The following is a 19,740-nucleotide window of genomic DNA, read 5'->3' on the forward strand; positions in this document are numbered from 1 at the left end:
CCTCTCAGCTCCTCAGGCCTGCACTGTGACCAGTCGGCTGAACTCGGACAGCAGATCGTAGCCGTCCCAGACCCCGGCGAACGTGAGGGCCGACCCGAAGGGCACGACCCGGTCCACCCCGCGTCCGGCGAGAGCCGTCACGAATCCGGTCAGTTCTTCGCGGGTGAACCCGAATTGGCTCACCGTCTGATCCTTGCGCTGCACGATCGGCACCAGTTCGTCCAGCGACGCCACCGAGGCGTTCGCGAACGTACCCGCGCCCAGCCATTCGCGCGGCATCACCGTGGCGTCGGCCAGCTCGAGCGTCACCAGCGCGTTGCCGTCGAAGCGGATCGACGACACCAGCCCGTCGACCGCCGCGCCGTACGCCGACACCCGCTTCTGTACCGCCATCGCGGGCTCGGTGACGTGCTGTTTCGCTGCCAGCACCTCGGCGAGCAGCCCGCGGAACTCCTGTCCGGCGGACCGCGCGCCCGCCTCGTCGCCGACCCAGAACACCGCACGCGGCGACGAGCAGGCGGCTTGGTCGAACCAGTACGAGTCGTTATAGAAGCCCTCGGCTGCGGCCTTGCGCTGCTCCGGCGCGGCCTCCTGCCAGCCGCGCACCGAGGCGATCGCGAACGACGATCGGTCCGGGAACGTGAGGTCGCGGGCGTGCGGGGCCAGCGGGTATTTCCGCAGCGCGGCCACCGAAGCGTCGCCGCCCCAGATCACCCGCAGGTCCGCGGCCAGCGACAACGCGCCGCTGACGTCGTCGCTGCGGTCGTAGGTGACCATGCGCTGGGTGGCCCGGATGGTGGCCGCGGTTTCCGGCGATACGTCTTCGAGCGCCGCGTTCAACGCTTCCAGCACGGCCTCGGCGGCACCGGCCGAGCGCGAGGAAACGCGCACGACGTTGCTGTTGCCCGCCAGCGCCGACAGCGCCCAGGAGTACACGAAGATGGTGTCCACGTTGGCCGGGGGCACGTGGAAAACGAGCCCGCGCGGGAACCGCAGTGCATCGCCGCTGGTTTCCAACGTGGACAGTGACTTCGCGAGTTCTCCCTTGCGCAGGAAGAAACCCAGCGACGCCAGCTCCGGGAAACGCCGCGCCAGCGCGGGCGCGAGCAGCTTGCGCGCGAACTTCGTGACGAACTCGACCACCCGCGGATCGCCGACGGTCAACCGGCCGCCGGGCGGCTCCTCGCGCAGCTCGTCCAGCACCGCGTCGACCGAAATCGAATCGCCGAGCGGAAACCGCTGTTCCAAGGCACTCACGCGGCGGCTCCAGTGAACGTGTCCGAGCATCCGCGGGCCTCGGCTTTCGGCAGCCTGCCCAGCACGGAGAAGTGCTTGCCGGGCCAGTCCCCGTCGTCGATTCCGTTGTAGACACCGAGATCCTCGGTGAGCAGCACGTGTCCCGGATACGACCGCGGCAGCGTGCTCACCACCTCGATGACGCCCGGCTTGCCGACCGGCTGCTCTTCCCAGGTCTCCGGGTCGCGGATCACGACGTCGGCGAAATCGGGGCAGTACAAGGAGTTCCCGGACGGACCCTCGAGGAACACGGTGCCGATCTGCTCGATCATCCCGTAGTAGTTGTGGATCCGGGTGAGACCGGTGTCCTCGGCGAAGCGGCGGCGGAATTCGCTGTTGTCGACCGCGCGGTCGATCAGCTTCTTCCAGCCGCCGGAGTGGATGAGGATGCCGTTCGACAGGTCGAGCTTGTGCTCGCGCGCGACCTCGTAGAGGTACTGCCACACCATGAAGGTGAAGCCGAAGATCAGGAACGGCCGGTCCCCGTATTCGGCGAGGAACTTCCGCACGGCCTCGACGTCCGGCTTGTCGTTCTCGTCCAGCACGTAGGTGTGCTTGCGGCCGAAGTTCGCCATGCCGAGCACGCCCGCGCCGCGCGCGGAGAACGACCGGCGGTTCTTGATGATGCCGATGGTGTCGACCATGAGCATCGGCAGCCGCTCTCCGCCCAGTACTTCCTGCAGGGTGGCGCCGAGCTGCTTCGTCTGCGCGCCCGCCGCTTCCTTGTCCAGGTAGATCCGCGACGCACCGGCCCCGGTGGTGCCCGAGGACGTGAGGGTTTTGAACACCTCGGCGTCCGGAATGGACTTCAAATCATGCGTTTTGAACATCCGCACCGGCAGCCACGGCAGGTCAGCGATCGTGGCGAACGACGCGTCCGGCGCGAAACCGAGCGAGGCGAGGATCCGCTCGTACCCGGCGGAGTTCGCCCGGTGGTGCGCGGTCAGCTCCGCAAGCTCCGGAAGCAGCGCCGCCTCCCGCTCCGCCTGCGAGCGCGTGAACACACTCATACCCGTCCTTCCAGCGACCGGTAGTCGATCTTCCCGCTGGCCAGCAGCGGCACAGTGTCGATCGGACGCACGTCGAACCCGCTGGCGTGCAGGTGCAGCCGCTCCGCCAGCGCCCGTGCGGCGTCCTTGCAGATCGCCTTCGCGCCGTCGTCCTCGGGCAGTTCGGCGAACAGCACGACCTTGTCGCCCGCGGGCACCGCGGCCACCACATCGATGCCCACCGCGGCCGTGCGCACGGCTTGCTCCAGGTCGTCCAGGCTGACCCGGTTTCCGAACACCTTGCCGATCCGCTTGAGCCTGCCGGTGATGTACAGATACCCCTCTTCGTCGAGGTATCCGAGATCACCGGTGGCCAGCGTGCCGCCGTATTCGTCGCCCGCGCTCAGCCCTGCTTCGTCCTCGGCATAACCCATCATCACGTTGGGTCCACGGTAAAGGACCTCACCGACAATTTTGGGATGCGTGGTTTCCTCGCCGTCGTCGCGGCGGATCGCGAACGAGCCGCCGGGCAGCGCCGGGCCCGCTGAGCCGATCTTGTCCGCGAGCCGCTCCGCCGGAACGGTGGTCATGCGCGGGGACGCCTCGGTCTGGCCGTACATGACGTACATCCGGCCGCCGACCGCGAGCATCTTGTCGTTGAACTCGGCGACCAGGTCGTCCCGCAGTTTTCCCCCCGCCTGGGTGAGGGTGCGCAGGGTCGGGTACTTCGCCGGGTCGAACTTCAGCCGGCGCAGCATTTCGTAGTGATAGGGCACGCCGGACAGCGAAGTCACGCCGTGTTCCTTGACCGCATCCCAGAATCCGCGACCCAAAACGCCCGACTGTTCGATAACCACAGTCGCACCACGCAGCAGATGCGAATTCAGCACCGAAAGGCCGTAGCTGTAATGCAACGGCAGGCAGGTCGGCGCGACCTCGTCCGCGTCGATCTCCAGCACCTGCGCGATGGCGTCGGCGTTGGCGAGCAGTCCCTGCCGGGACAGCCGGACCAGCTTCGGATTGCCAGTGGAACCGCTGGTCGGGAGCAGAACGGCGAGGTCGGGATGCGGGACGGCACCGTCGGCCGCCTCGCGCACCCAATGCCCGTCTTCGGCCCGGTAGCCCTCGGGCTCGTCCGCTTCGGGCGCGGCCAGGACGGCAGCGGGCCGGAACCGGGTGATCAGGCCTTCGAGCACCTCCGCGTCGAGCGCGGGGTCGATCAGCGCGATCGCCCGTCCCGCCTCGAACGCGCCGAGGTACCGCAGCACGCTGTCCAGGTCCAGCGACATCCGCGCGAACAGCACGCCGGACGGGAGCTCCGTCACCGCGGCCGCGGACCGCTTGATCTCCGCCGTCAGCTCGTCGCCCGCCAGCGTGCGGCCCCCGGCCACATCGACCAGCCGGGCCCCTTCGCCAACCAGATTCACCGAACCTCCTCGCCCTCGCGAGCGCACTTCACAGCACCAAGCCGCCGTCGACGCCCAGCACCTGACCGGTCACGAACGACGCCTCGTCGCTCACCAGGAAGCGGATCGCCTTCGCCACGTCCTCGGCCACGCCGAGCCTGCCCAGCGGCGTGCGGGCGATGTTGTCCGCCTTCGCGTCCTCGGCGAGGCCCGCGGTGAGATCGGTGTCGATCACGCCCGGCGCGACCGCGTTCACGCGGATGCCGGAGCGGCCGAGTTCCTTCGCCGCCGAACGCGCGATGTTCGCCACCGCTGCCTTCGACGCCGCGTAGACCGTCTGACCAGCACTTCCGTACTCGCCGACGATGCTCGCCAGCACGACGATCGAGCCTGTCTTCTTCCGCATCATCGCCCTCGCGGCGGCTTGCACGGTATGCAGCGTGCCGGCGACGTTGGTGCTCAGCGTGGTGTCGACCAGGTCTTCCTTGATCATGCCGAGGAGCGCGTCCTCCATGATCCCGGCGTTGGCGACGACGATGTCGAGCTTGCCGTGTTCCTTCGCCACGCCGCGCACCAGCGTGGAGACCGCTTTGGCGTCGGTCACGTCGAGCGCGAGCCCGGCCGAAGCGCCGGCGGCGGCCGCGGCCTCCTTCGCGCGCGATTCGTCACGGCCGGTCAGCACCACGGTGGCCCCGGCCTCGGCCAGGGCCTTCGCCGTGGCGAGGCCGATCCCGCGGGTCCCGCCGGTGACGAGCGCGACGCGTCCGGACAGATCAGTCATTCTTCGACTTCAGCTCGGTCACCATGTCGACCGCGACCTTGAAGCTCGACATGTCGATCACCTGGTCGGTGTCGAACTCGACGTCGAACTCGTCCTCGATGGCGGCGACCAGCGCCATGTGGCCGACCGAGTCCCACGCCTCGAGGTCGCGGTACTTGAGGTTCTCGACGTCAACGTCCCCGTCGAGGTCCAGCGCCTCGACGAAGACCTCGCGCAGCTTGGGGGCGATTTCCGACATTCACAGCTCCTAGTGTTCCTCGCGCGGGCGGGCGTCCCACGCTTTGACCACGGTAGAGAGGTCCCCGGGAAGGCGATCGGCCAGCCCGTCGTCCGGCAACGGGCCCTTGCCCTTGAGCCACGGCGAGAGCGCCTCGATCGTCGCCTCGTCGAGGCCGCGCCGGGACAGCCCGACCACATTGACGCCGGTCACCCTGGCGGGGTTGCCTACCGCGATCGTGAAAGCGCCCACTTCGCGGCGGACCGCCGAGCTCATCCCGACCATCGCGCCCGGCCCGATCACGACGCGCTGGTGCAGCACCGTGCCCATGCCGAGGTTCGCGCCGTCCCAGATGTGGCAGTGCCCGCCGGTGATCACGTTCGACGCGACGGTGACGCCCGAGCCGACCAGGCAGTCGTGCGCGATGTGGCCGCCGCGCAGGTAGTAGCTGTCGCTGCCGAGGGTGGTGGTGCGCCAGGTGCCCTGGTGCACGCTCACGTACTCGCGGATGCGATTGCGATGGCCGATCACGACGCCGTAGCCGTCCTGGTCAGGATCACCGGTCGGCGCTTCTTCCCAGGCCGCTGGATGCGGACGCCCGCGGTCCTCGCCGGGCGTCCCGATGGTCACGTGCGGGCCGATCCAGTTCCCGTCGCCGATGCGGGTCGGGCCGACGATGACCGCGTACGGTCCGATGACGTTGCCTTCGCCCAGCTCCACGCCCTCGCCGACGACTGCCGTGGGGTGGATCCGGTTGGGTGCCGCAGGTGACACAGTCGATGATCCGTTCGTCGCTTCCGGCCGGGACGGCCTGGGGTCGAGGGCTGGCGGCGGCGCCCGGTAACGTGTGGCCCGCGTGCACGCAGGGCGTCCGGGCGCAGAACCGGCGGCTTTCCGGCCTCGCGGCCGGAGCGCCTAGCACTGTACCGGACGCATCGATTTCCCCAGCCGAGAGAGACTGCCGATGATCCCCATTACCGTGGTCGACGTCCGAGACGCGGAGGACCTGGTCGTCGAGGTGCTGCGATCCGGCGCCATCGCTCAGGGGCCGATGGTCAAGCGCTTCGAGGACGCGTTCGCGCATGTCGCGGGCACGAAGCACGCCATCGCTGTCAACAACGGAACGACCGCGCTCGTCGCGTCCCTGCAGGCACTCGACCTGCAGCCCGGGGACGAGGTGGTGACCTCGCCGTTCACCTTCGTCGCGACCCTGAACGCGATTCTGGAAGCGGGCGCGACCGTCCGGTTCGCCGACATCCGGCGCGACGACTTCGCGATCGATCCGGACGCCGTCGCGGCCGCGATCGGCCCGCGCACCAAGGTCCTGATGCCGGTGCACCTCTACGGCCAGACCGCCGACATGGGCAAGCTCGCGCCGCTCGCCGCGGAGCACGGGCTGCACGTGGTCGAGGATTCCGCGCAGGCCGTCGGCGCCTCGTTCGAGGGCCGCAAGGCGGGGTCGTACGGCATCGGCTGCTTCTCGCTGTACGCGACGAAGAACGTGACCACCGCCGAGGGCGGCGTGATCACCACGGACGACGACGCGCTGGCGGACAAGCTGCGCGTGATGCGCAACCAGGGCATGAAGGCCCGCTACCAGTACGAGATGGCCGGGCACAACTACCGGATGACCGACCTGCACGCCGCGGTCGGCATTCCGCAGCTGGAGAAGCTCGACCAGCTCACCGCGGCCCGTCAGGCCAACGCGAAGCGGCTGTCCGAGGGCCTCGCCGGCACGCCGGGCCTCGAGGTGCCGCAGGTGCTGCCCGGCCGCGAGCACGTGTGGCACCAGTACACCGTGCTGGTCGGCCCGCACGCGATGCTCTCGCGCGAGGAATTCGCCGCCGCGCTGACCGAAAAGGGCATCGGCAACGGGATCTACTACCCGAAGATCGTTTTCGACTACGACTGCTACCGCGGGCACCCGCTGATCCCGGACGCCCGGGTCGAGGACTTCCCGGTCGCGTCCGCCGTTGCCGCGCAAGCGCTTTCGCTTCCGGTGCACCCGCATCTGACCGAGTCCGAACTGGACCGGATCATCGAGACCGTTCGCGAGGTACTCGGCGCATGACGCACCGCATCGCACTCGTCGGCACCGGCAACATGGGCTCGCTGCACGCGCGGGTCCTGTCGCAGAACGACCGGGTGGACCTGGCCCGCGTGATCGATCCGCGCGAGGAAGCGGGCCGCGCGGTCGCCGAACGCTACGAAACCCAGTGGACGCCGGAAATCGGCTCACTGTCCGATGTGGACGCCGTAGTGCTCGCCTCGGCCACCGAGGTGCATTACGAGCTGGCGCAAGAGATTCTCGGCCAGGGCAAGCCGATGCTGGTCGAGAAGCCGGTGTGCAACAGCCTGGAGTTCTCGCAGGAAATCGTTGCCCTGTCGGCGAAAAAGGACGTCCCGCTGATGTGCGGGCTCCTGGAGCGCTACAACCCGGCCGTGATGACCGCGCGGGCGCTGGTGAACGAACCGGTGCACCTGATGGCGCGCCGGCACGGCCCGTACGCGCCGCGGATCAAGACCGGGGTCGCGTGGGACCTGCTGGTGCACGACGTCGACCTGGCGATCCAGTTCTTCGGCGGGGCCACGCCGGGCCGGGTCACCTCCAGCGCGGGATATTTCCACCCGCAGTCGGTCAGCGGGGCCGAGGACACCATCGAAACGGTGCTGTCGTTCCCCACCGGGCTGGCCACCGTGTCGGCTTCGCGGCTGGCGCAGCGCAAGGTCCGGTCGCTGATGGTGTCCGAACTGGACCGCATGGTGGAGATCGACCTGCTGCGCCGCGACGTGACGATCTACCGGCACGTCTCGCACGATTCGGTCACCCCGGACGGTCTCGGCTACCGGCAGCAGACCGTCATCGAGATCCCGGAACTGGTCACCGCCCGCGAACCGCTGGCGACTCAGCTGGACCGGTTCGTCGACCTGCTGGAGGGCAAGGTCGACGCGGACGTCGAACGGGCGCTGATCCTGCCGTCGCACGAGGTCGTGGCGCAGGTGCTGGCCGAGGCCGCCTGATTTATTCGGTGAGGCGTTTGCCGTCCGCGGAGTAGGCGACCAGCGGGGTCGCCCTCTCCGCGGACGGCACGTCATCCTGGTCGAACCAGAACACGACCACGTCCGGATCCTCGCTCCAGCGCGCCGTGTGCGCCGGGATCGTGCGACCGTCCACTGTGGTCTCGATGCGCGCGGCCGGTCCGCTGAAATAGCCGTACACCGGCACCCAGACGTCGGACACGGTCATGCCGCCCGAGGTGGCGTGGAAGCCGAAAGTGCGGTCCTTGCCGTCGGATTCGTTGGCGAGGTAGAGCGGACGCAGGTTGCCGTCTGGCTCGTACAGGCTGGCCATCACTCCGAATTGGACATCCGGAAGGTTGTCCGGGTCGTCGACTTCCGTCGCGTAGAAGACAAGTTCCGCGCCGTCGGCGTAGGTACCGGTGGAAATCACCTCGCCGAGCGGCTTCGATCGAGCCGTCGTCGGAGCCGGGGCCGGGATTGTCGAGGACACGCTCGTCACCATCGGCGTCGGTGCCGCCGCCGCGTGCACCTGTTCCGGCGCACTGCCCGGCGAACGCAGCCAGACCGCGCCGAACACCACGGCGACCACGGCCGCCGCCGCGCCCGAGGACGTCAAAAACCGCCGCCGCCGCCGGATCCGCCCGCCTTCTTTGAAGATCCGGTCGAGATCGGGCTCCTTGAAGGGTTCGGCGGGCGCTTCCTGAAGCGCGGCGCGCAACCGGTCAAGTTCGTCGGTCATGCGCTCACCTCCCCGACCAGCGCGTCGCCGTCCACACGCAGCTTCGCCAGTGCACGCGAATTGGTGCTCTTCACCGTGCCGACGGACACGCCCAGTTCCTCGGCGACTTGGTGTTCCGGCAAATCGAAGAAATGCCGGAGAACCACTACGGCCCGTTCCCGCGCGGTGAGCCGAGCCAAGGCGTCGGAAAGCCATTCCCGATCGGTGACGGCGTGCGAGATGTCCGGGACTTTCGCCGGTTCCGGCATCTCATCGGTGGCGTATTCGCGAATCGGGCGGCGCCAGAGGTCGATGACGTGATTGGCGAGCACGCGCCGGGCATAGGCGTAGGGGTTCTTGCGCCGCACTCTTGGCCAGGCGGCGTAAGTGCGGGTGAAGGCGGTTTGCGCGGCGTCCTCGGCCTGGTGGCGGTCGCCGGTGAGCAGGTAGGCCGCGTGGGTGAGCCGAGCGGAACAGGACCGCACGAAGTCGGCGAACTCGTCGTCCCCGCGCACTGTCCCACCTCTGTTTCCCGGTCCCGCTGTGGTGTCCAGGTTACGTGGGTGGGAGACGTGCGTCGATGTAATGGCTGGTCAGTCTGATCTCACTGGCGACGCATGGTGTTCGAGGTGGTGCTTGGTGTCAGCGTTGGGCGCGCGGGTCGATCAGCGCGTCCAAATCGAACTTCACCGGAACCCCCGCGACCTCCAGCTCCACCGCGCCGGAATACTCGCCGAAATTCTCGTAATCGCCGTCGATCAAGCGGTACGCGATCATGCTCACCGGCGCGTCCAGATCCACGATCCAGTAATGCTCGATCCCCGCATCGGCGTACTCGAAAAGCTTCGCACCCAGATCGACGTCCTTGGTGGCGGGCGAAAGGACCTCGACCACCAGGGAAACGTCGCTCGCCTCGACCCGCGGGACGTTGGCTTCGATGAGGTCCGACGGCGCGACCAGCACGTCCGGCACCCGCACTGTCGGCGGGACGTCGGCCAGTACCGTCTCGAATTCTCCGACCGCTACCAGCTCCGGCGGCAGCTGCGTCGTCAGCAGATACGGCAGTCTGCTGACGATCAGCTGGTGGAGCGACATCGGACGCGGCGACACTGACAGGACCCCTTCGACGACCTCGACTCGGACCTCCGGGTGCGCCGGAAGGTCCGCCCAGTCGTCAAGGGTCAGGAGGTGGTGAGGCCATTCCAGGACACTCATGACTTCTCCTTCACCGACAGTGACTGAGAACAGTGTCCCATGTTACCCGGAGCATCCGCCAGCGCGTGACGCACCGTGTCCGAATCACTTCCCCGTGAAGTCACCCGACGGGGATCCCCAGCCGGACGGGTCGTCCGACAGTGCGCGGCGGCGGGCGTTTTCCTCGCGGACCCGCTTCACCTCCGCCTCGATGTACTCCTCGTCGTAGCGCTGGAACACCCGCGCCGGGTTGCCCGCCACCAGCGAGCGTGCCGGGACGTCCTTCGCGACCACCGAGTTCGGCTGCACCGTCGCGAAGTCGCCGATCGTCACGCCCGGCATGATCACCACGAGGCCGCCGATGAAACAACCCTTGCCGATTTTCACCGGCTTGCGTTCGATCAAATCACTGCCGGAATGGTTTTCCAGCGCCATGTTCGCCAGCCAGCTCGAATGCGTGAACACCAGCGTGTTCAGCCCGATGCTGGTGTGCTCGCCGATTTCCAGGCCGCCGCTGGCGTCCAGCGCCGCGCCCTCGCCGATCCAGCAGTGTTCGCCCATCGTGAGGTTGTCCGGGCTGATGATCTTGACCCGTTCCCGCACGCGGCACGATTCCGGCAGGCCGTAAAAAGCCGCCCGCTCGGCGTCGTTCATGTACTGCGCGACGAGGTCGTTGAGGATCATCGGACGCAGCCGGTTGCTGCGCTCGTCGTCGAAGAACATCAGTTGTCCGCCACCAGTTTCGTGAGCACCCGCAGGTGTTCCTCGGCCACCACGTCCAGTCCGAAGTTGTCCCGGACCATCGCCGCTTCCCGTTCGGCGATCCGCGCGCGTTCCTTCGGATCGTCCAACAGGGACAGTACGGTCGCCGCGACCGCCTCGGAGTCGTTCGGCCGCACCAGCAGGATGTTCTCGCCGTTGTGCAGTTCGATGCCGGGGTAGTTGTCCTCGGCGACCGACGCGATGGTCGCGGTGCCGGACAGCATCGCCTCCAGCGACGCGGTGCCGCAGCCGCCGTTGAGGTCGTGCGTGACGATGTCCGCGGCCGCGAAATACGCCGGCACGTCCGCCTTCGGCACCGCGCCGGTGACGATCAGCGCGTCGGACACACCCAGTTCCTCGGCTCGCTGCTGGAATGCTTCGTGGTACACCCGGCCGACGATCACCACGCGCAGGCTGGGGTGCCGCTCCAGGATCGCGGGCAGCGCCTCGATCAGCGGCAGCCGGTTGCGGAGCGGGATCACGTGCCCGAGCGACACGATCAGCGGCGCGTCCCCGATTTCCAGTTCCGCGCGCACGTCCTTGGTCACCGGCTTCGCGAAATGCCCGGTGTCCACCGCGATCGGGAAGTACTCGGAGTTCTCGTCGCTCGTGCCGTAGCGCTCGACGCAGTAATCCACGCCGAGCTTGTCGAGGATGATGAAGCGCGGGCGCAGGTATTTCAGCACCGGGTTGACCAGCATCGCGTCCAGCGCGCGGAAAACCCGGCCGTACATCTTGTTCTCGCTGATCAGCAGCGTGTGGATGGTCAGCAGAACGGGCAGCTTGTGCCGGCGCGCGTAGATGCCGACCATCCAGGACAGGTCGAAGAACTGCCCGTGCAGGTGCACCGCGTCCGGTTTGAACTCGTTCAGCAGCTTCCACAGCCGCCGCCAGTTGCCCGGCCGCATCGACGCGAACGTCATGTCGAAGTCGATCGAAAGGCCGAGCTGCGGCATCTTCACCGCGGGAAGGCGCACGACGCGGTATCCGTCGCGCTCCTCTTCCGCCGGCGCGTCACCGTAGGCGGCGGTGATCGCCAGCACCTCGTTCCCGGCGGCCGCGTACTCGGCGGCCAGCGAGGCCGACATGTGCGCGCTTCCGCCCACTCGCGGCGGGAAGAAGTTGTTCACCACCACGATCCGCATGGGCTTTCCTTCGGCCGGGCCCGCAGTGCTCATTACGCATTCCCCTCGGAAGACGCGCCGGCGGAGAGGCTCACGCGGAGTCCCGCACCAGGGCGCGCATGCCCTCTTCGACCGTGATCTGCGGCTCCCAGCCGAGCACCTCGCGGGCCCGGGTGATGTCCGCGGCGCGACGCGACACGAGGACGTCGCGCTTGTTGAACACCGGCTCGACGTCGACGCCGACCGCCTCGATCAGGATCTTCGCCAGGGTGGCGATCGAGGTGTCGATGCCGGTGCCGATGTTGATCGGCAGGTTCGACTGCTCCGACTCCAGCGCGGCGACGACGCCCTTGGCGAGGTCGGTCACGTGCACGAAGTCCATCGACTGGTCGCCCGCGCCGTCGATGATCGGCGGCTGGCCGGCGCGCAGGCGCTGGATGAAGTGGTTGATGACCGAGGTGTAGTACGCCTCGATCTTCTGGCCGGGGCCGTACACGTTGAAGAACCGCAGGGCGTTCCAGGACAGGCCCTTGGTGCGCTCGTAGAACCCGAGCAGGTCCTCGCCGGCGCGCTTGGAGATGCAGTACGGGGTGAGCGGGTTCAGCTTGTCGTCCTCGTGCATCGGCAGCTTCTCCGGCTCGCCGTACACCGAGGCGCTGGAGGCGAACACCAGTCGCTCGACGCCCTCGTCGGCCGCGGCCGCGAAGACGTTGTTGTTGCCGACCATGTTGATGTCGATCGACTCGCCCGGGTCCGCGATCGACTTGTTGATCGACACGGTGGCGAAGTGGATCGCGTGCGTGCAGCCCCGCATGGCCTCGCGGACGCCAACGCCGTAGCGCACGTCTTTCTCGACCAGTTCGACCTTGCCGGTGGCGACGAACTCGTTGACGCGGTCGCGGTCGCCGCGGGTCATGTTGTCGAAGATGCGGACCGTGTAGTCCTTCTCCAGCAGGATCGGGATCACGTGCGAGGCGATGAAACCGCCGGCGCCGGTGAAGAAAACTTTCTTGTCGGACATGGGTTCTCCTCAGGAAGGTCGGCGGGGTCAGGAAAGAGCGGACACGGCTTCGCGCACGGTGGTGACCACACGCTCGACTTCGCTGTCGGTGAGTTCCGCGTGCATCGGGATCGCCAGCTGGCGGCGGAAAGCGTCGGCGGACACGGGCAGCGGCTGCTGCTCGCCGTACACCGGCTGCAGGTGGGAGGCGTAGGTGCCGAAGTTGCACTGCACGCCCTGCTCGCGGATCCGCAGAGCCAGCGCGTCGCGGCTGATCTCCGGGGCCACCGTCATCAAGTATGCCTGCCACGGGTGTTCGCGGTCGGGCGCCTCGACCGGCACGGTCAGCGCGTCGACGTCCTCGAACGCCTCGTGGTAGCGCTTGGCCACCGAGCGGCGGGCGGCGAGCAGGTCGGGCAGCCGGTCGAGCTGGACGCCCATGATCGCGGCCTGGATGTCCGACAGCCGGAAGTTCCAGCCCAGCTCGTGGAAGGTCGGGATCGGCAGCTCTTGCGAGCCCTCGCGGCTGATCGCCGGTTCGATGCCGTAGGTGTGGATCTTGCGCGCGTGCGCGATCAGGTCCTCGCGGTTGGAGACCAGCGCGCCGCCTTCGCCCGCGGTGATGCCCTTGCGGCCGTGGAAGGAGAACGCGGCCAGGTCGGCGAGGCTGCCCGCCGGGCGGTTGCGGTAGGTCGCGCCCGCGGAGCAGGCGGCGTCCTCGAACAGCCACAGGCCGTGCTTGTCGGCGATGGCGCGGTACTCGTCGAAGTCGCCGGGCTGGCCGGCGACGTCCACGGCGAGGATGCCCACCGTGCGCGGCGTGATGAGCGCTTCGATCGAGGCCGGGTCGGCGCTGAAAATGTCCGGGCGGATGTCCGCGAAAACCGGCTTCGCGCCCGCCTGCAGCACCGAGTGGCCGGTCGCCGGGAAGGTGTAGTCGCCGACGATCACCTCGTCGCCGGGCTGGACACCGAGCACTTTCAGTCCCAGGAACAGGGCGGAGCCGCAGTTGCTGGTGGTCAGGGCGTGCGCGGTGCCGGTGGTCTGCGCGAACCGCTCCTCGAAGCGACGGCACGCCGGGCCCGCGCCGGCCAGCCAGCCGGAACGGAACACTTCGGCGACGGCTGCGAGCTCTTCGTCGCCGACGGTCGGCTTCCCGAGCAGGACGGGTTCGCCCACTGTAGATCTCCTGTGCATCGGGGTGTCCCGCATTGCGCGGGGTCGCGCCAAAGTGTATAGAAGTCGCGCTTGGTGCCTGTTTCGGGGACAGAACCCACGGGTAAGCACCCGTTCGGGGCATAGGCTCACCGCATGCGGATCGGGGTGCTGGGGGCCGTCGTCGCGTGGGACGGCGCGGGCGGGACGGTCGCCGTGGGCGGGACGCGAGGCCGGACGCTGCTGGCGTTGCTCGCGGCGGACGCCGGGCGGTTCGTGTCCGCCGAACGGCTCATCGACGGGCTCTACGGCGAGGACCCGCCGGAAGGCGCGGCCAACGCGCTCCAATCGCAGGTCTCGCGGCTGCGCGGTGCGCTGAAACTGCCGATCGAACTCACCTCGGCGGGGTACCGACTCCGGATCGAACCGGACGAAGTGGACGCGCACCGCTTCGAGCGGCTGGCCGGCGCGGGCCACCGCGAGCTGGCCGAGGGCGACCCGACCCGGGCCAGCGATCTGCTCGGCGAGGCGCTCGCGTTGTGGCGCGGACCAGCGTTCGCCGACGTTCCCGCGGCCGAGGTCCAGGCCACTCGGCTGGCCGAACTGCGGGCCGAGGCGGCAGCCGACCGGGTCGACGCGGAGATCTCGCTTGGCCGCGCCGCGGACGTCCTCGACGAGCTTCGCGCCACCGTCGCCGAACACCCACTGCGCGAGCGATCGCGCGCCCAGCTGGTGCGGGCGCTGCACGCGACCGGGCGGACCGCCGAGGCGCTGGCCGCGTTCGAAGACGCCCGCCGCACGCTCGCCGACGAGCTGGGCGCGGACCCTGGTCCAGACCTCACCGAGGCGCACCTAGCCGCCTTGCGCGGCGAGTCCGCGAACGCCGCGACGCCGTTGCCCGCGCAGCTCACCAGCTTCGTCGGCCGCGACGACGAGCTGCGCCAGGTCGCGGACCTCCTGCGACAGGCCCGGCTTGTCACGCTGCTCGGTCCGGGCGGGACTGGGAAAACCCGGCTGGCCATCGAAGCCGCGGCCGATGCGGGACCGTGCGTCTTCGTGGAACTGGCCCCGCACCTCGCCGACGACGTTCCGCAGGCCGTCCTTACCGCGCTCGGTTTGCGCGAGGGGGCCCGCGGTCGGCAGGACCCGGTCGACCGTCTCGTCTCGGCATTGCGCGACCAGGCGACGCTGCTGGTGCTGGACAACTGCGAACACGTCATCGCCGCCGCGGCGCGGTTGGTCGCACAACTGCTGCCCGCTTGCCCTGGGCTACGCATCCTCGCGACCAGCCGGGAACCGCTCGGCATCACCGGCGAACAGCTCGCGCCGATCCCCCGCCTGGCCGTTCCGCCGCCCGGCGCGCCCGCCGTCGAGACTTATCCCGCGGTCCGGCTGTTCCTCGACCGTGCCCGGGCGAGCGACCCGGCATTCCGGCTGACCGGCGAAACGGCGGCCGATGTCGTGCGGATCTGCACCGCGCTCGACGGCCTCCCGCTCGCGCTGGAACTGGCCGCTGCCCGCGTGCGCACGCTGCCGGTCGCCGACATCGCCGCCCGGCTTGACGACCGCTTCCAGCTTCTTGCCCGAGGGAGCCGCACCGCGGACGAACGGCATCGGTCGCTTCGTGGTGTCGTGGAATGGAGCTGGGATCTCCTCGATGACGACGAACGCCGCCTCGCCCGTCGGCTGACCGTCTTCACCGGAGGCGCGACGCTCGCCTACGCCGAGCAGGTATGCGACGTCCCCGTCGACCTGCTCCCCGAACTCGCCGACAAATCGCTCGTGGAACCGTCGAGCGGGCGTTACCGAATGCTGGAGACGATCCGCGCGTTCTGCGCGGAAAAGCTCGACGCCGCTGGCGAGACCGAACAGTTCCGCCGCGCGCACGCAGAGGCGTTCCTGCGGCTCGCGGAAGAAGCCGACCCGAAGCTGCGTACCGCGGAACAGCTGGACTGGCTGCGGAAAATCGACGCTGAGTACGACAACATCGTGGCCGCGCTCCGGTGGTCAGCAGCGGCGGATCCTTCGCTCGCCCTGCGGATCGCCACCGCGTTGTCGATGTATTGGTGGCTGCGCGGACGACGCTACGAAGGCGCGGCGCTGTCGATGGAAATCGTGCGGCACTGCCAAGCGGAACCGCCGGAAGGACACCGCGAGCAGTTCCTCATGTGCCTGCTGACCGCGATGGCCGGCGCCCCCGAAGCCGCCGAGACCGCGAACTATCGGTCCTATGTGGAGCAGTACCTCGTGGACAGTTCGTGGACCCCGGAGCATCCGATGATGCTCATGCTGTCCGGCGTCGTCCTCGGCCCGCCGGAAGACGACGACGCTCGGCTCAGGTTGTCCGGGCTGAAAACGCATCCCGACCCCTGGCTCACCGCGCTCGTGCCGATGGGCGACGGCCTGCGCGCAATGCTCGCCGGGGAATTGGACGAAGCCGAACGGGGCCTGAGAGAAGGCGAAGCACGCTACCGGGCACTCGGCGAACGCTGGGGGTTGTCGATGGCGCTCGACCACCTGTCGCAACTGCTGGTTTTGCGCGGCCAGCACGAAGAAGCGCTCGCCGCGATGACCGAGTCCCTGTCGCTCATGCAGACGCTCGGCGCGACCGACGACTACGCGGACCTGCTCTGCCGTCGCGGCGACAGCCGAGCGTTGCGCGGCGACCTCGATGGCGCGAAGGCGGATTACGAACGGACCGTCGAACTGGCCCACCGCACCGGCATGCCGGAAACGCGCGCCAGCGGTCACGTCGGCCTGTCCGGCCTCGCCCGCCGCTCCGGCGACCTGGCCACCGCACGGGCCCTCGCCGAGCAGGCGCTCACCGAATGCACGGCAGACTCGTTCTCGGCCGCCATCGTGCGGGCAGCCGCGTCGATCGCGCTCGGCTGGATCGACGTCGCCGAGAACCGCCCGGAGGACGCTCGCCGCCGGATGCGGGTGGCTGTCGAGACCGCGCACCGCTGGCATGACCACGGGTCACTGGCCACCGCGTTCGAGGGGGTCGCCGGGGTCTGCGCGGCGGAGGGCCAGTTCTCCGACGCCGCCGCTCTGCTCGGCGCGGCGGCCTCGGTGCGCGGGGCCGCCGTGCCCGGCCAGCACGATGTCGCGCAGGTCACCGCGGCCGCCGAAAAGGCACTCGGACCGGACGGATTCGCCGCCGCCTACACCACCGGTAAGCAGCTAGAACCGCATCAACGCCTCGGGCTGGCCGGATTCTCCCCGGTTCAGTGAACGGGTACCACGCCGTCGGGGGGTACGCAGCGGCGCACCGGAGCGCGTAGCCTTCCCTGCCGTGCGGAACGTCGTGGTGATCGGTGGGGGAATCGTCGGGCTGTCGGTCGCGTGGGAGCTGTCCCAGCGCGGTCAGGACGTGACGGTGCTCGAAAAGGAAGCTGGCTGGGCTGCGCACCAGACCGGGCACAACTCCAATGTCGTGCACGCTGGGCTCTACTACAAGCCGGGCTCGTTCAAGGCGCGGATGTCGGTCGGCGGCAACCGGTCCATTGTGGATTTCGCCCGGCAGTACGGGGTGCCGGTGCAGGTGTGCGGCAAGCTCGTCGTGGCCACCCGCGAGGAGGAGATCCCCGCGCTGAACACGCTCGCCGAGCGCGCCGAGGCCAACGGCGTGCCCGCCAAGCGGATCACCCCCGCGGAGGCTCGTGAGTACGAGCCGGAGGTGTCCTGCGTCGCCGCGCTGCGCGTCGAGTCGACCGGGATCATCGACTTCCCCGCGGTGTGCGCGGCGCTCGTGCGGCTGCTCGACGAGGCGGACGCGGACCTGCGGCTGAACGCGCCCGCGCTGGGCATCCGCCCGGCTCGCGGCGGCGGCGTCGAGGTGGCTACCGGCTCCGAGGTGTTGCACGCGGACGCACTGGTCAACTGCGCCGGTCTGCACGCGGACCGCGTCGCCGAAATGGCCGGCATCAAGCCGAGCGCGCGCATCGTGCCGTTCCGCGGCGAGTACTACGAACTGAAACCGGAGCGCCGCCACCTGGTGCGCGGCTTGATCTACCCGGTGCCGGACCCGACGCTGCCGTTCCTGGGCGTGCACCTGACCCGCATGCTGGACGGCAGCGTCCACGCGGGCCCGAACGCCGTGCTCGCGCTGCGCCGCGAGGGCTACCGCTGGGCGGACGTGTCGGTGAAGGACCTCGCTGACGTCGCCCGGTTCCCCGGTGCCTGGAAGCTCGCGCGCAAGTACGCGTACCCGACCGGCCTCGAAGAAGTGCTGCGGTCGTTCTCGAAGAAGCGCTTCGCCGCCAGCCTCGCGCAGCTCGTGCCCGCGGTCACCGAGGACGACATCGTGCGCCACGGCTCCGGCGTACGGGCGCAGGCGCTTCGCCCGGACGGTTCGCTGGTGGACGACTTCCTGATCGAGTCCACGAAGGACCAGGTGCACGTGCTCAACGCGCCGAGCCCGGCGGCGACGAGCGCGTTGGAGATCGCCAAGTACATCGCCGACCGGGTCACCGACTGAACCGTCCGATGTAGACGGTTCAGCTCGGCAGATTCCCCGACACCATCGGGATTCCGGCCTTGATCACGTCGCACGCCTTGCTCTTGTCCGACAGCTGCCCGCTGACGATCTGGATCGAGGCGGTGTCCGAAACCGCGAGCCCGGCCGCGCAGATCACGCCGCCGGAATCGTTGAAGTTCGGGAACAGCGACCATTTCCGGCCGTTCGCGTCGATCTGCTCGGTCGGCGCGACTTCCATGCCGGGCCAGCGTTTCAGCGGCACGTCCGGACCGACCCAGACCTCGAACGGCTTCTGCCCGCCGTCTCCGTCGGTGTCCTTCCACAGGCAGTAGGTCACGTTCGGCGAGATGACCTTGGAGCTGTCCAATTCGCCCTGCGGCACCATTTTCAGCTGCTGCGCCTGCTCCGGCTTGAGCAGCTGACACGGGTTGACCGACGCGAGCGGCCCCGTCGGCGCGGTGCCTTCCGGCGGCGTGCTCGGCGTGATCGGCGGCGCGGGCTGCCCACCCGGCAGATGCGCGGCGACCTGCGGGATGACCTTCTTCGTGCGCTCGCACGCCTGCGCGTCGTCCGGATAGGACACGCTCACGAAGGCGAACGACTTCGGCCCGAGCGTCGTGTACAGATCGCAGCTGCCGCCCATGAACCCGGCGTAGCGCGTCCACTGGAACCCGCCGAGCGGCACCGGATCGGCCTTCTTGATCGCGCCCTGGAGGTAGTCGTCGAGGCTCAGATCCACCGACCAGCCGACGGACATCACCACGGTGTGCTCGGTGTCCGTCGCGGTCCACAGGCACATCGCGGGCGCGCGCTGTTCCTTGCTGGCCTTCACCGACCTGCCCGGCGGCTTGTACCCAAGCCCGGCGAGCTGCTTCGCGTCGAGCAGCTTGCACGGGTCGACGACCGGCGTCACCGGCCCCTGTCCCGGCACCGGCGAAGCCACGCCGCTCACCTGCTGCGTGCACCCGGCGAGCAGCATCGCGGCCGCCGCCAGGGCGACCGCCGCTCCGTTGAACCTCATCGGCTGTCTCCTCCTCCGCCCCGCACCCTACTGACCAGTGCGGTTCCGCACCCGCGGAACGGCGAGGAACGACCCGGCGATCACGGCTTCGGCACCGCACGGCGCAGGACGAGCGCGGAAACCCCGGCGGCCACCACGACCACCGCGGCGGCGGCGATCGCGATGGCCATCGTCGTCCCGCTCACCCGCGGCCGGAGCGGATGCGAGTTCGGCACCAGCAGAATGACGCCGGAGCCGATCGCCGCGAGCAGCAGGCCGAAAAGCCAGATCCGCACCGAACCCTGGCGAAGCGTCGCGAGAAACTTCGCGTCCGCGGACCGGAACATCGGCCGCCGGTCTCTCCCCCGGAGCAGCATGACCCCGTTGACGACAAGGCAGAACGCCGCGCCGCCGATCGCGATCAGCCCGAACCGGAACGACGCGTGCGTTCCCTTTTCGGCGGTAAAGAGCAGCCAGCCGGCGACCGCCAGCGCCGCGAAGGCCAGCGTGTAGTCCACTGTGGCCAGCGAACCCGCCTTGCGCAGAGCAGGGATCAGGGCTCTGTCGGATGCCATCTGAGGTTGTCTCGCCTTCGCG

The 19,740-nt window shown here is 69.0% G+C and carries 19 protein-coding genes; 4 read left to right on the forward strand and 15 right to left on the reverse strand.

Features of this window, described 5'->3' with window-relative positions; translation table 11 throughout:
• Nucleotides 1–12: 12 nt before the first annotated feature.
• From ACZ63D_RS14545 to ACZ63D_RS14570, 6 genes are read right to left on the reverse strand one after another with little or no spacing between them, the layout of a single operon-like run.
• Nucleotides 13–1,257, reverse strand: coding sequence for an acyl-CoA reductase (locus ACZ63D_RS14545; protein ID WP_465354806.1), 1,245 nt, complete (start codon nt 1,255–1,257; stop codon nt 13–15).
• A complete protein-coding gene (locus tag ACZ63D_RS14550) occupies nt 1,254–2,306 on the reverse strand; it encodes a LuxE/PaaK family acyltransferase (RefSeq protein WP_465354807.1) in 1,053 nt (350 codons plus the stop codon). The genes ACZ63D_RS14545 and ACZ63D_RS14550 overlap by 4 nt, the downstream gene beginning before the upstream one ends.
• Complete coding sequence (locus ACZ63D_RS14555; RefSeq protein WP_465354808.1) at nt 2,303–3,712, reverse strand: AMP-binding protein; 1,410 nt, start codon at nt 3,710–3,712, stop codon at nt 2,303–2,305. The genes ACZ63D_RS14550 and ACZ63D_RS14555 overlap by 4 nt, the downstream gene beginning before the upstream one ends.
• Before the next feature lie 28 nt (nt 3,713–3,740).
• Nucleotides 3,741–4,472: an SDR family NAD(P)-dependent oxidoreductase gene (locus ACZ63D_RS14560; RefSeq protein ID WP_465354809.1), complete on the reverse strand. Its 732-nt coding sequence runs from the start codon at nt 4,470–4,472 to the stop codon at nt 3,741–3,743.
• Nucleotides 4,465–4,710 (reverse strand): acyl carrier protein, encoded by a 246-nt coding sequence (locus tag ACZ63D_RS14565; RefSeq protein WP_465354810.1) that lies wholly within the window; start codon nt 4,708–4,710, stop codon nt 4,465–4,467. Before ACZ63D_RS14565 ends, ACZ63D_RS14560 begins: the two co-directional genes overlap by 8 nt.
• 9 nt (nt 4,711–4,719) lie before the next feature.
• Complete coding sequence (locus ACZ63D_RS14570) at nt 4,720–5,463, reverse strand: UDP-N-acetylglucosamine acyltransferase (RefSeq protein WP_465354811.1); 744 nt, start codon at nt 5,461–5,463, stop codon at nt 4,720–4,722.
• Between the two features lie 190 nt (nt 5,464–5,653).
• Here ACZ63D_RS14570 and ACZ63D_RS14575 point away from each other — a divergent pair, with 190 nt between their 5' ends.
• On the forward strand, nt 5,654–6,760 hold the full coding sequence (locus ACZ63D_RS14575) for a DegT/DnrJ/EryC1/StrS family aminotransferase (protein ID WP_465354812.1): 1,107 nt from the start codon (nt 5,654–5,656) through the stop codon (nt 6,758–6,760).
• Nucleotides 6,757–7,710 carry a Gfo/Idh/MocA family protein gene (locus ACZ63D_RS14580; protein ID WP_465354813.1) on the forward strand — a complete coding sequence of 318 codons (954 nt, stop codon included), beginning with the start codon at nt 6,757–6,759 and terminating at the stop codon, nt 7,708–7,710. Before ACZ63D_RS14575 ends, ACZ63D_RS14580 begins: the two co-directional genes overlap by 4 nt.
• Before the next feature lies 1 nt (nt 7,711).
• Here ACZ63D_RS14580 and ACZ63D_RS14585 read toward each other — a convergent pair whose 3' ends face one another.
• The 7 genes from ACZ63D_RS14585 to ACZ63D_RS14615 form a co-directional block, all read right to left on the reverse strand.
• Complete coding sequence (locus tag ACZ63D_RS14585) at nt 7,712–8,449, reverse strand: hypothetical protein (RefSeq protein WP_465354814.1); 738 nt, start codon at nt 8,447–8,449, stop codon at nt 7,712–7,714.
• Nucleotides 8,446–8,943, reverse strand: coding sequence for a SigE family RNA polymerase sigma factor (locus tag ACZ63D_RS14590; protein WP_465354815.1), 498 nt, complete (start codon nt 8,941–8,943; stop codon nt 8,446–8,448). The genes ACZ63D_RS14585 and ACZ63D_RS14590 overlap by 4 nt, the downstream gene beginning before the upstream one ends.
• 127 nt (nt 8,944–9,070) lie before the next feature.
• Complete coding sequence (locus ACZ63D_RS14595; protein WP_465354816.1) at nt 9,071–9,643, reverse strand: Uma2 family endonuclease; 573 nt, start codon at nt 9,641–9,643, stop codon at nt 9,071–9,073.
• 84 nt (nt 9,644–9,727) lie between these two features.
• Nucleotides 9,728–10,345 (reverse strand): acyltransferase, encoded by a 618-nt coding sequence (locus ACZ63D_RS14600; protein WP_465354817.1) that lies wholly within the window; start codon nt 10,343–10,345, stop codon nt 9,728–9,730.
• Nucleotides 10,345–11,562, reverse strand: coding sequence for a glycosyltransferase family 4 protein (locus ACZ63D_RS14605; protein WP_465354818.1), 1,218 nt, complete (start codon nt 11,560–11,562; stop codon nt 10,345–10,347). Before ACZ63D_RS14605 ends, ACZ63D_RS14600 begins: the two co-directional genes overlap by 1 nt.
• A 37-nt stretch (nt 11,563–11,599) precedes the next feature.
• Nucleotides 11,600–12,529 carry an NAD-dependent epimerase/dehydratase family protein gene (locus ACZ63D_RS14610; RefSeq protein WP_465354819.1) on the reverse strand — a complete coding sequence of 310 codons (930 nt, stop codon included), beginning with the start codon at nt 12,527–12,529 and terminating at the stop codon, nt 11,600–11,602.
• Nucleotides 12,530–12,556: 27 nt separating this feature from the next.
• The gene (locus ACZ63D_RS14615; RefSeq protein ID WP_465354820.1) at nt 12,557–13,705 is read right to left on the reverse strand and encodes a DegT/DnrJ/EryC1/StrS family aminotransferase; all 1,149 of its coding nucleotides are present in this window, start codon (nt 13,703–13,705) and stop codon (nt 12,557–12,559) included.
• Nucleotides 13,706–13,819: 114 nt separating this feature from the next.
• On the opposite strand from ACZ63D_RS14615, the gene ACZ63D_RS14620 reads away from it, so the two are divergent.
• Together ACZ63D_RS14620 and lhgO are read left to right on the forward strand one after the other, a co-directional pair.
• Nucleotides 13,820–16,897, forward strand: coding sequence for an AfsR/SARP family transcriptional regulator (locus tag ACZ63D_RS14620; RefSeq protein WP_465354821.1), 3,078 nt, complete (start codon nt 13,820–13,822; stop codon nt 16,895–16,897).
• 61 nt (nt 16,898–16,958) lie between these two features.
• The gene (lhgO, locus tag ACZ63D_RS14625; RefSeq protein WP_465354822.1) at nt 16,959–18,143 is read left to right on the forward strand and encodes an L-2-hydroxyglutarate oxidase; all 1,185 of its coding nucleotides are present in this window, start codon (nt 16,959–16,961) and stop codon (nt 18,141–18,143) included.
• A 19-nt stretch (nt 18,144–18,162) separates the two neighbouring features.
• On the opposite strand, the gene ACZ63D_RS14630 is transcribed toward lhgO, so the two are convergent.
• Entirely contained in the window at nt 18,163–19,164 is a 1,002-nt protein-coding gene (locus tag ACZ63D_RS14630; protein WP_465354823.1) for a DUF3558 family protein, read from the reverse strand.
• Between the two features lie 80 nt (nt 19,165–19,244).
• Entirely contained in the window at nt 19,245–19,718 is a 474-nt protein-coding gene (locus tag ACZ63D_RS14635; RefSeq protein ID WP_465354824.1) for a hypothetical protein, read from the reverse strand.
• Nucleotides 19,719–19,740 lie beyond the last annotated feature (22 nt).

The organism is Amycolatopsis sp. NPDC104775 (assembly GCF_055583325.1).